At 33.7% G+C, this 12,126-nt stretch carries 10 protein-coding genes; 4 read left to right on the top strand and 6 right to left on the bottom strand.

Annotated features, from left to right (window positions below; translation table 11 throughout):
- Nucleotides 1-5: 5 nt before the first annotated feature.
- Entirely contained in the window at nucleotides 6-875 is an 870-nt protein-coding gene (locus F0000_RS16910) for a M23 family metallopeptidase (RefSeq protein ID WP_149625911.1), read from the bottom strand.
- A 256-nt stretch (nucleotides 876-1,131) separates the two neighbouring features.
- On the opposite strand from F0000_RS16910, the gene F0000_RS16905 reads away from it, so the two are divergent.
- On the top strand, nucleotides 1,132-1,323 hold the full coding sequence (locus tag F0000_RS16905) for a twin-arginine translocase TatA/TatE family subunit (RefSeq protein WP_149625910.1): 192 nt from the start codon (nucleotides 1,132-1,134) through the stop codon (nucleotides 1,321-1,323).
- A 118-nt stretch (nucleotides 1,324-1,441) separates the two neighbouring features.
- Here the strand turns inward: F0000_RS16905 and F0000_RS16900 are convergent, their stop codons facing one another.
- The gene (locus F0000_RS16900) at nucleotides 1,442-3,568 is read right to left on the bottom strand and encodes a Tex family protein (protein WP_149625909.1); all 2,127 of its coding nucleotides are present in this window, start codon (nucleotides 3,566-3,568) and stop codon (nucleotides 1,442-1,444) included.
- 559 nt (nucleotides 3,569-4,127) lie between these two features.
- Here F0000_RS16900 and F0000_RS16895 point away from each other — a divergent pair.
- Nucleotides 4,128-4,913, top strand: a complete 786-nt coding sequence (locus F0000_RS16895; protein ID WP_149625908.1) for a hypothetical protein — start codon at nucleotides 4,128-4,130, stop codon at nucleotides 4,911-4,913.
- Between the two features lie 499 nt (nucleotides 4,914-5,412).
- Here F0000_RS16895 and F0000_RS16890 read toward each other — a convergent pair whose 3' ends face one another.
- The 3 genes from F0000_RS16890 to pgk all read right to left on the bottom strand — a co-directional run bounded on the left by F0000_RS16890 (nucleotide 5,413) and on the right by pgk (nucleotide 9,733).
- On the bottom strand, nucleotides 5,413-6,396 hold the full coding sequence (locus tag F0000_RS16890) for a DUF4837 family protein (RefSeq protein ID WP_149625907.1): 984 nt from the start codon (nucleotides 6,394-6,396) through the stop codon (nucleotides 5,413-5,415).
- A gap of 131 nt (nucleotides 6,397-6,527) precedes the next feature.
- Complete coding sequence (locus F0000_RS16885) at nucleotides 6,528-8,171, bottom strand: LysM peptidoglycan-binding domain-containing protein (RefSeq protein ID WP_149625906.1); 1,644 nt, start codon at nucleotides 8,169-8,171, stop codon at nucleotides 6,528-6,530.
- A gap of 374 nt (nucleotides 8,172-8,545) precedes the next feature.
- The gene (gene pgk, locus F0000_RS16880) at nucleotides 8,546-9,733 is read right to left on the bottom strand and encodes a phosphoglycerate kinase (protein WP_149625952.1); all 1,188 of its coding nucleotides are present in this window, start codon (nucleotides 9,731-9,733) and stop codon (nucleotides 8,546-8,548) included.
- 205 nt (nucleotides 9,734-9,938) lie between these two features.
- On the opposite strand from pgk, the gene F0000_RS16875 reads away from it, so the two are divergent.
- Nucleotides 9,939-11,093 carry a DNA polymerase III subunit gene (locus tag F0000_RS16875; RefSeq protein ID WP_149625905.1) on the top strand — a complete coding sequence of 385 codons (1,155 nt, stop codon included), beginning with the start codon at nucleotides 9,939-9,941 and terminating at the stop codon, nucleotides 11,091-11,093.
- 66 nt (nucleotides 11,094-11,159) lie between these two features.
- Nucleotides 11,160-11,561 (top strand): DoxX family protein, encoded by a 402-nt coding sequence (locus F0000_RS16870; RefSeq protein ID WP_149625904.1) that lies wholly within the window; start codon nucleotides 11,160-11,162, stop codon nucleotides 11,559-11,561.
- 145 nt (nucleotides 11,562-11,706) lie between these two features.
- On the opposite strand, the gene F0000_RS16865 is transcribed toward F0000_RS16870, so the two are convergent.
- Nucleotides 11,707-11,883, bottom strand: coding sequence for a T9SS type A sorting domain-containing protein (locus F0000_RS16865; protein ID WP_149625903.1), 177 nt, complete (start codon nucleotides 11,881-11,883; stop codon nucleotides 11,707-11,709).
- Between the last annotated feature and the right edge of the window lie 243 nt (nucleotides 11,884-12,126).

Here is a 12,126-nt window from a genome sequence, read left to right as displayed (position 1 = left end):
TACAATTATTCAAAATCAATAAACTTTGACGGATCTGTAGGATAGCCATTTCTCCATAATTCGAAATGAAGATGAGGCCCTGTAGAAAGTTCTCCTGTCGAACCTGCAGTAGCAATTACTTCTCCTTCTTTAACCTGTTCTCCCTGTTGTTTTGTCAAAGATGCATTATGCTTATAAACAGTGAGTAAATTATTACCGTGATCTAAAATCATTACATGCCCGGTTTCTGCCGTCCATTCTGCAAAAATAACTGTTCCGGCCGCTGCAGCTTTTACCGGAGTGTCTTTGGGAACCGCCACATCAATTGCATAATGTTTTTCCTCTACGTTATACACTTCAGTTACGCTTCCTTTTACAGGCGGAAATAATGAGAAATCAGTACTTGATTTTTCACTCTCAAATAAACTATATTTATCTTCTCTGGAAACTTCATCTCTAAGCTGTATATCTTGTTCTGATGGGTCTAAATTCACTTCTTCCAGATTTAATTTTTCTGATTGTACTGCAGAGTCTATATCAAATTCTACAGTCTTTACATCTCCGGTTAATACTTTTTTAATTGAATTATAATATTTCTGATTAATGCTTAAAACAGACTCTAAAGAATCGGCAGTGGTAACAAGCCTGGTCGCTTTTTGATCCAACGATGTAGAAGAATATCCTGGTATGTATTCTCTTAATGGCGTAAAGGCAATCAAAAAAGTGGTACAAGAAATTAAAATAATAGTTGTAATCATTGATAAAACAAACACATTAAGCCTGGTTAGCTTAAAAGATATTCTTTCCTCAAAAGTATCCTCGTTTAGAATTACCAAACGATATTTGTTTAGTAATTTTCTTGTAATCCTTTTTTGTTCTTTTTTCTTTTTAGCCATAAATTACTTCTACTACCATAGCGGATTAAGTAGGATTATTACACGCAAATATACATATTCTACCAAAGGATAAAAATGTCAAGTTCTACATTAAAACGTTATTTCTTTTTAAATAGTTCTAAGAACTCCGTTTTGTATTCTTTTTAAGTGTGTACTTATACATTTGGCATAATATTATCCTAAAAAATGTAATTCACACTATAATACTGCCTTTTTTACGTAAATCTTATTAACTTTGTAATCTAATATTAATATCATGACGTCATTAATAATTTATTTAGGAATGCTAGGTCCCTGGCAAATAGCACTGATTGTAGCGGCTGTTTTATTATTATTCGGAGGTAAAAAAATTCCGGAATTAATGAGGGGACTTGGAAGCGGAATTAAAGAATTTAAAGATGCTACGAAGGAAGATGAAGATCCTAACAAGATAGAAGAGAAAAAATAATTTCATCTTATAAAGATAAAAGCCTGACTTATGTACAAGTCAGGCTTTTTTATTTATTCTTTCTCTTTAATCTTTACACCATTTCCAACTTGAATCGATAGCATAAATAGTATCACATTTAATCTACAAGTGAAAGTTGTATTCTTTTTCTAGGTAGATCCACACTCATTACTGTCACCATTAGATGTTGATTCAATTGTACAATTGTATTGACATCACTGATATATTCATTCGCTAACTTAGAAATGTGTATCAATCCACTTTCCTTAATACCGATATCTACAAAACATCCAAAATTGGTAATATTATTAACGATTCCCGGCAATTTCATTCCTGGTTTTAAATCATTAATAGTTTTTACATTAGGATCAAATTCAAAAATGGTTGCTTTCTGTCTAGGATCTACTCCTGGTTTTTCTAATTCTTTGATAATGTCATTCAGCGTAGGTAGCCCTACAGTTTCGGATACATAATTTTGTAATTTTATTTTTGAAATTACTCCTTTGTTACCTATTAACTCTTGTAAAGAACTACCAACATCTTTTGCCATTTTAGAAACTAATTTGTATTGCTCTGGATGTACCGCAGAATTATCCAATGGATTTTTTGGTTTTGTAATTCTCAAAAATGCCGCTGCCTGTTCATAGGCTTTCCCTCCAAGTCTGGGAACTTTTTTTAGTTCTTCTCTAGATGATAATGCTCCATTTTCTGATCTATACGTCACAATATTTTCTGCTAGTTTTTCTCCTATTCCAGACACATAGCTAAGTAATGGAGCGCTTGCAGTATTTACATTAATACCAACACTATTCACGCAACTCATCACCACAGTATCCAATTCATTTTTTAGTTTGGTTTGATCTACATCATGTTGATACTGACCTACGCCTATGGCTTTGGGGTCTATTTTTACTAATTCTGCTAATGGGTCTGCTAACCTTCTCCCAATAGATATGGCTCCTCGAACGGTCACATCATAATTCGGAAATTCTGCTCTGGCAATTTTGGAAGCCGAGTATACAGATGCTCCACTTTCATTGACCATAAACACCTGAATAGGGCTGTCAAATGGAATTTTTTTTACAAAAGCCTCTGTTTCTCTGGCTGCGGTACCATTCCCAATTGCAATTGCTTCTATTTTGTAAGCATTTACTAAAGATCTAATTTTTTTTATGGCATTTGTAGTTTCTCTTTGAGGAGGATGCGGATATATATTTTCATTATGTAATAAATCTCCCTGTGCTGCCAAACATACAACTTTACAACCTGATTTAAATCCAGGGTCTAGCGCCAGAATTCTCTTTTGTCCCAGTGGAGATGCCAGCAGTAGCTGTTTTAGGTTTTGAGCAAATACTTTGATTGCATTTTCATCAGCTTTTTCTTTGGTTTGGTTTAATACTTCTGTTGCAATTGCTGGTGACAGTAATCTTTTATAAGCATCTGCAATTGCCAAGAACATTTGATCCGTACAGGCTTCAATATTAGATTTGATCATAATGTCATCAATGATATCTAATGCATCGTTTTCGGGAACGGTTATTTTTACTCTGACTATCTTTTCATTTTCTGCTCTAAGAATTGCCAATAATCGATGTGAAGGACATTTATGTAATGGCTCTTCCCACTCAAAATATTGTTGATATTTCTGCGCGTCTTCTACATCCTTTTTTGATTTTATAACTGTAGAAGATATAGCTGCTCTACGTTGATATAACCGACGTATTCTATTTCTAACTTTTTCGTTTTCGCTGATCCATTCTGCAATAATATCTCTTGCTCCCTGCAATGCCATTTCTTCATTGGCAATCTTATCAGTAAGGTATTGAGAAGCTATTATTAGCACCTCTTCTTCTCGCTGTTGTATCAAAATTTTTGCCAAGGGTTCCAGCCCCAATTCTTTTGCAACACTCGCTCTTGTTTTTCTTTTTTTCTTATAGGGTAAGTATAAATCTTCGACCTCAGAAAGTGTTTGAGCAGATTCGATTCTTTTTTGTAACTCAGGAGTGAGTGCTTCTTGTTCTTTGATCGAAGTAAGTACACTTTCTTTTCGTTTTTGTAATGTTTCAAAAGTGGTTTTATACTTTACAATTTCTCCAATTTGTACCTCATCAAGATTACCTGTCATTTCTTTACGATACCGGGAAATAAAAGGTATTGTTGCACCATCATCCAATAATTCAATGGTTTTTATAATTTGTTTTTCTGAAATCAGTGTGTGTTGGTTGATGAAAGAAACTATATTCATGGATGCTTTTTTTGAATCGATAAATATATTATAAAAATCTAATTATGTTCTAAGACTTATACTTTATACGCTTTCTGATTTAAAATTATTCATTCAGATTTGCTTTTTTACATTGCTACTTCAAAAATAAAGATGCCTAATGGTTACTGTACTTCTATGACAGGAAAACTTTTTTTAGTAGTGATAAGGTAATAGTGTGCCACTGCATAAGATGATTCTGAATTCACACTTTATCGATTGATATTGACCACGTATAGAGATCCAATAATGATACCTTCACAGTACTTATAAGCAACGCCTTACTTATATCTTTCTGATTTAAAAATGAGCTTTGCAACTCACCTCCTCTAGGAATTTCTCGAAAAAATCTTTGAAACAATGAGATACAAAAATAATTACTGTTTGTGCAAAAAATCAGATAGTCATATTTTATTTTGTGCTATTTATTGTGTAATAAAGTATTTGCTTACAAAAAATAAAAATCGTAAATTGTTAGTAATCTAACATTTAGAAAATTGATTTTTCTTGATATTTCGCGTCTAACTCAAAACTTAAATTCATGAAAATTTTAAAATTTTCTATGCTAATTCTTATAGCAACTAGCATAGTACACTGTACAAATGATGTAGAGAATGATGCTCTACAGGAAAACTCAATTAACCAGGATGAAGTGTCTCCTGAGGTTTTAACAAAGCTTGAAAGTATGGGGTTTGATGTTCGTCAGATTCCAGTAAAAGCTAAAAAAGGAGGATATATTGTAGGAGGAGATATATTTATTACTGATGAAGCAGTTCAGCAATACACAGGAGATAAACAAGCTTTTTTTTCAATTGTTGATTGTGATAGGGCAAGGAGTATTCGAATTCAGAATGATCTGGGCAATAATGCTGCTGGAAGAGGCTTTCGAAGAGGTCTTAATTTATGGAATACCGTGAATGGGACAACTCTGGAATTGATTCCGGTAACTAATAATCCTGATATCGTTGTGCGATTGTCCGAACCGGGTGAAATTGGCGGTTGGGGTCTAGGAGAGTTTCCTACCAATGGAGTAGAAGGCGGACTGATCATTCTCAATCTTAACGAGCCTAGTCTTGATGGAGACCCAGTAACATCCAGGGAATGGTCGAATATATTAGCTCATGAAATTGGACATAATATTGGATTCCTACATGCCGAACAAGGAATTTTTGGGACACAAATTCCTGGTACACCAATCAATGATACAAGGTCAATTATGACTTCAGGATCAAATCCAAGTGTGGTATTTAATGCTAGACGAGTTTCTAATGGAGATAGAAGAGCTTTAAGGCTTATGTATAACGATAATAATGGGTTTTGCCAATAATATTTATTGGTAATACATTAATTAAAGTTTAAAGGGCAGTCTAAAAAGTAATAGAAATCACAAATTGTCAGTTTATTTTGATATGTAGTGGTTCCTTTTTAGACTGCATTTTTGTTTATGCAACCAAATTAGCTAAAACTTTTTTATTTCATATTTTACTCGATAATCGAGATTTAAATGCTCCGAGACTTGTCTAGAAATCAACATGTTTTTTTCAATAAATGTCTCGTAGGCTTGCCCCGAGGTAGTTTACTGGCTCATAAAACTGGGTAGGTTTTTCAGTATATAGGTTTTTACTGTGATTTGCAAAGAGGGTTTTGACTCCTTTTTATTATATGTACTTGATTTATACTATCAATCTAACCATTTCTTATAGCGTATTGTAAAACCAGAAAGGGCATTAGAAATCAAAATAGAATATGTATAAAATCATATCCTATAAAAGTAGAAAGTATAGGAATTTAATAAAACCGGCTTATTTTTGATTTATTAAAAACTACTACTCAAACTTAATAGTTTTAATAATAGCTTCTAATTCGAACATATGGTTTCTTTTTCTAACGGATGGCGCAAGTACAAAACCTTCGACTACTAATTGCCTGTTGTTTATACGGTCATCAATCACATAATTCACAAATGGCCCTGCCATATATCGATCTTTAATCTCCCAGGTACCTTTGGTCTCAAAAGCAAATTTATTATCCAAGATTGTTTCATACTGGTAGGGAGCATAGTCCTTTTCTGTAATAAATTTACCAGAAGTAGTAGGTATTTTTAAACTTCCTACAGAGTCTCTTATCTTTACAATATTGGCAACCGCATTAGAGTCTTTAACAATTGTACCAGATGGTAATTCATATATCATCAGGTTCATGTCACCATTAGTAATGTCTTTACGCAACCAGAAGAACTTATCTTCTTCTTTGGCAACCCGATACGCAGATGGAATTTTTAGAGTAATTCCCATCTTTTCTTTGAGTTGCGGGATATATTCTACTGATTTTTTAATTCTATATTGCTTTTCTCTGGTCTCTACTTGCTTATATTTTGAAATAATGGTTGCTGCATTTTCCTGAATTAAACGAGCAATATCTGTGGCATCAAGACCTCTTATTACAAATCCCAACTGGGGGGTTGCAAATTTATTTTTTGTTGTAGTGAAACTGGATTTTTTACCTTGTTCTACAATAAGAAAAGTTCTTCTTCTTTGTGCCAACCCGGTGAAAGCTTCGATCGGTAATTGCCGCATCGAGAATAGCGGTTCTTCCTGTGGTAGTCCTGGAACCTCTGCACCAAAATATTTACGCACTGTATCTCCTATGGCTCCTTTCCATAATTCATTATCCATCACTACAGATAATTCATTTATTTTACCTAAGGATTGTGCTAAGGAGCCTTTAATCTTTTCTGCGGTTTCCTTTTTTTTCTCTGCACAGCTGATTATAGTCAATGCACAAATAATGGCTAGTATTAGTTTTTTCATAGTACAAATATACTTGTGATAGAATGATATTAAAAAAAATAACAACATAAACCATTCCAATTATATCTTGTAACGTATAATGATTACCTTATTTTACAAATGTTAGCCAAAAAAGTAAACGAATGAAACTATCAGGATTTAGATACTTTTAGTTTCATCCCTGGTTTGATACCTGATCCTTTAATATCATTCCAGTTTCTAAGGTTTTGTATTGTTACCCCTTTAAATTTCTGAGAAATACTCCATAGTGTATCTCCGGCTTTTACTGTATACACTTTAGAATTTCTAGCACTTGTACTTGCAACAGCTTTGGTTTTTGTTTTTACCGATTTCTTTTTCTGTGATCTGCTTACTACAGGTCGACGGGGGTAGATCGTTAATCGTTGGCCAATTCTTAGATTGTTACTACGTAACCCATTCCATCGTTTTATCTGGCTTACCCGTACACCATATCTTCTGGCGATTTTACCTAGGAAATCACCACTACGCACCCTATATCGAATCTTATCTTTAGCCTCAAATAATTTGGGCAATGGTTTTTCTCGCTTATTAAATTCTTCCTGTGCCAGTGCATATATCTGATCTTCATTAGATACAAATTTACCTACCTGATCTAATGGTAAACGAAGCACGTAATTTTCGTCTTTTATATGAGGAATGATATCCAGTTTATAAGAAGGGTTTAAAAACTGCAACTCTTCCATATTAATATTCATGTATTCTGAAACCTGATCCAGCGTGATCATTTGTTTTACTTTTATAGTATCGGTTTCAAAATAAGCGAACTCTGGTTTTTTGGGTTTAAACCCGTGTTTATCAGCATACTCAAAAATATACATGGTTGCCAAAAATGCCGGAAGATATCCTGCCGTTTCTCTGGGAAGGTTTTGCCTGATATTCCAGTAATTTGTATATCCCCCGCTACGTCTGATTGCTTTATTCACATTTCCTGGTCCTGAATTATAGGATGCCAGCGCTAGATCCCAGTCTCCAAAAACACGATATAAACTCGCTAGATATTTACATGCTGCCTGAGTCGCCATAATAGGATCCATCCGCTCATCTACATAAGAGCTAACTTCTAATCCAAACATTTTTCCGGTACCAAACATAAATTGCCATAGCCCTGTGGCTCCTACTCTGGATTTGGCTCTTGGTTTTAAAGCAGATTCTACAATAGCCAGATATTTTATCTCTAATGGAATATTCTGATTATCTAATTCTTGCTCAAATAAAGGAAAATAAAACTCGCTCAGCGCCATCAGCCTTTCTAATTGTTCATGACGATTTTTTAAATATCTCTTTATAACGCTTTCTAATGAAGTGTTGTATTCTACATTAAAAGGTGTGCGGGCATTCAATTCTGCCAATCTTGCTTTTAGGGTATCTGTAGGAAGATCTACATACTCTACCGGCTCATACGTTAGTTCTGTGATAGATTTATGTATCGTATCAAACAAACCGGCACTATATAATTCCTTTTTCCAGAGCGCATCTAATTTTGAAACCTCTGGGTGATCTTGAGCTACATATACTATGCTATCTTTGGTATTTGTTTTATGTAAGGTTGTGGTCTTGAGTTCACCATACTGGCTAACAACTTTTGCTGTATCGACTACTTGTATTGTATCTTTTTTTAGGGTCAAATCTTTCTGTAAAGTAATTACTTTAGATTTATTTACTTTAGTCTTAGAATCTTTAGACTTTTTATTTTGACTGTGTATGATAGATACGCAAAAAAGAAAACCAAGAAGTAACCAACAATTTTTATTCATCATCTAATATCATTTACATTTAATTCAACTAAGAGCTTGTTTAAAAACCTTACTTCCTGAAAACAAATATTTTAAGAACCGTGAGCTTATTTCAAATAATTAAAATATCTCGATATTCTCATCATTTGAAGTGTCCTCAGAACCTCAAACTATTGATTTTCAATTTGTATTCTTTTTAAACATACTCTAACGGATATTTTAGCATAGTTAGTGTAATTTTCAACAAGTTATCAACAACACTTGCGCTAAAATCGCACTTTTTTTCTAAAATACAAAAAATCAACAAGTTAAAATACAAAAAAACCAGTCAAAACGACTGATTTTTTATTGTTTTTTCATTTAATAAGATTTTTCTTACTTAACCTGCTTGTTTTTTAGTTTCTTATAGCTGCGATTCCAGGAAGTGTTTTTCCTTCCAGGCTTTCTAACATGGCTCCACCACCGGTAGACACATAACTTACTTTATCACCAAAACCAAACTGCTTCACTGCTGCTACAGAATCTCCTCCTCCTACCAGAGAGAATGCACCTTTCTCAGTTGCTTCTGCTATAGAGTGACCTAATGTTATGGTTCCGTTTGCAAAATTTTCCATTTCGAAAACTCCCAAAGGCCCGTTCCAGAGTATGGTTTTAGAATTAAGAATTACATTATGAAAAATCTTCAATGTTTCTGGTCCTGCATCTAATCCCTGCCATCCATCAGGAATGGCATCTACACTGATTACTTTTCTGGTAGCATCATTAGCAAAATCATCTGCTCCCACAACATCTACAGGTAAATGTATTTTTACGCCTTTTTCTTCAGCTTTTTTTAGAATCTCTAATGCCAATTCCTGTTTATCATCCTCGCAAATAGAATCCCCTATCTGTCCTCCCTGAGCTTTTATAAATGTATAGGTCATTCCTCCTCCTATAATAAGATGATCTACTTTATCAAGGATATTTTCTATAATCGTAATTTTAGAAGATACCTTTGATCCTCCTAAAACTGCAGTAATTGGTTTTTCTCCATGAGTTAATACCTTATCGATACTCTCAATCTCTTTTGCCAATAAGCTACCAAAGCATTTGTTATCAGGAAAAAACTGAGCAACAATTGTTGTAGACGCATGGGCTCTATGTGCTGTCCCAAAAGCATCATTGACATAGACATCTCCCAATGTTGATAACTGTTTTGCAAAATCAGTATCTCCACTGGTTTCTTCATTATGAAATCTTAAATTCTCTAATAATAAAACTTCTCCTTCATTTAATGCCGCAACTGCTTCTTCTGCTACTGCTCCTACGCAATTAGCAGCAAATTTTACCTGAACACCTATTATTTCGGATACTTTGTCTACAATATGCTGTAAAGAAAATTCTTTCTGCACTCCTTTGGGGCGACCTAAATGAGACATCAAAACTGCACTTCCTCCATCTTCAAGTATTTTGATAATGGTAGGTTTTGCAGCTTGTATTCTGGTAGCATCCGTTACTTCAAAATTTTCATTTAAAGGAACATTAAAATCTACTCGAATTAATGCTTTCTTATTTTCAAAATTAAAATCGTTGATTGTCTTCATTATATTAGATTGATATTGATCAAACGAAAATAATTGTATTTCCTCAGAAACATTCATTAGAATCAGAAAAATTGCCATAATTATTCGGTAAAGATTCACTTTTATCAATTTTTAACTAAAAGATGCTTTTCAATGAAAAAATCATATTGTATTCTTATCCTAATATAGCTGCTATATATTGTATTTTATTAAATTATATTTGCCTATGCTTTTTTCAGAAATTCTAGGATTAACACATATCAAAAGTTACCTTACTACAAGTGTAGATCGTGGTCGAATACCACACGCGCAACTTTTTGTAGGTGCCAATGGTAGTGGTACGCTGCCCATGGCTATTGCCTATGCTCAATATATTTTGTGTCAAAATGAAGCCGGAGAAAACACCGGAGGAAACCATTCGTGTAATATAAAGTTTGATCATCTGGCACATCCAGATCTTCATTTTGCCTATCCTGTAGCTACCAATGACAAAATAAAGAAACACCCTACCGCTAACCATTTTGCAGAAGAGTGGAGAACTTTTATCAACAAAAATCCATATGGTAGCATTTTTGACTGGCATATTTTATTAGGTATCGAAAAAAAACAAGGTCAGATTGGTGTGGATGAAGCACTGGATGTGGTAAAAAAATTATCACTAAAAAGTTATGAAGGTGGCTATAAAGTAATGCTTATCTGGATGGCTGATAAAATGAATATTGCCGCTTCAAATAAATTACTAAAACTTATAGAAGAACCTCCCGAGAAAACGGTCTTTATCCTAATTACTGAGGATGAAGAACAACTCATACAAACCATACGATCCCGATGTCAGGTACTTCATTTTCCTGCACTGGGTGAACAGGTGATTAAGGATGCCATACAAAAAGAAGGAGATCTTTCGGATAGCGAAGCTTTAAAGATTGCCCATCAAGCCAATGGTGATTATAGCAAAGCATTACATTTATTGCATCATGATGGTGGAGATGATCAGTTTGAAGATTGGTTCATTCAATGGGTGAGAACTGCTTTTAGAGCAAAAGGAAATAAGTCTGCTGTGAATGATTTGATAAGCTGGAGCGAATCTATTGCTGGATCTGGTAGAGAAACACAAAAGAAATTTCTTAGCTATTGTCTGGATTTCTTCAGACAAGCTATGTTACTCAATTATGGAGCAAAAGATCTTGTCTTTTTGGAGCCAAAAACTAATGGTTTTAAATTAGAAAATTTTGCACCTTTTATTCACGGAGCAAATATAATGGATATCAGCAATGAATTACAAGATGCTATTTATCATATCGAGCGAAACGCTAATGCAAAGATTGTTTTAACCGATTTATCCATAAAACTTACACGACTACTACATAAAAAGGCAAGCTGACGTTATTAATTATTTTTTATTACGACCTTTAGAGCTACATATTTATTCTAAAACCAATACCTTTTCATGAAAAATTTTATGACGCATATCGTTTCAATTACTATTTTACTCTTTTTATTGATCACCTTTCTTCAATCTGGAATTGATAAACTCGTAGATTGGAAAGGTAATCTGAGCTGGTTAAAAGGCCATTTTTCGGCTACTTTTATGCGTAAAATTGTCCCTTTTCTTCTGGCGGTTGTCTTAATTTTTGAGCTAATGACTGCTTTATTGAGCATCTTAGGAATTTATGAATTAATTGTAGATAACCATATACGTTATGCCTCTGAAGCTATGTTTTCTGCTTGTTTCACTCTAATAATGCTCCTTTTTGGGCAGCGTGTTGCAAAGGACTATCAGGGTGCATTAACAATTACCTGTTATTTTATAGTCGCTATTTTTGGCTTGTATACTATTATGAATGTATAATATACTAGATCCGGATACTGTTTATAACGTCATTTTTATAGAAAATTGAATGAGTAAATAATTTGACCTATTAAAAACCATGAAATGTAAAAAGAAGGTGTCTGAAAAGTCAAACACCCTCTTTTTTAGGGCTAGACAGAATATTTTATTTTTTTATTAATTTTATTGTATCTGTTCTTCCTTTCTTGTCTTCTACACTTACAAAATAAGCTCCTGTGTCTAATGAACTTATGTCAAAGGTATTCTGATTCGCTTCCAGAACTTTTTTTCCTGAGAGATCAAATACTTTTATAGTATTCACATTCGTGTTTTTTATGGTCACCTGAGTTTATGTCTATATTTTTTAAAGAAGAGGAAGAAATAATTTAGATGATTTTAGAATGTTATCGAATGCGTGTACTAATTCTTAAGAAGCTTTCACCGAATTATTGTCAGTAGTTAATATGTACATCCACATTTACTTTGTCTGCACCCAAAGTCGATACCCAAGGTAATCATATGAGAACCTGCTGCTGTGGTAGGAGCAAGTACCTCATTTACATTTACCTGATATCCATAAGCTACA

It is taken from the genome of Aquimarina sp. RZ0, from assembly GCF_008370685.1.
In the GTDB taxonomy this organism is placed as follows: domain Bacteria; phylum Bacteroidota; class Bacteroidia; order Flavobacteriales; family Flavobacteriaceae; genus Aquimarina.
Note: the sequence above shows the minus strand (reverse complement) of the source record. Positions and strands in the feature narration are given on the sequence as shown.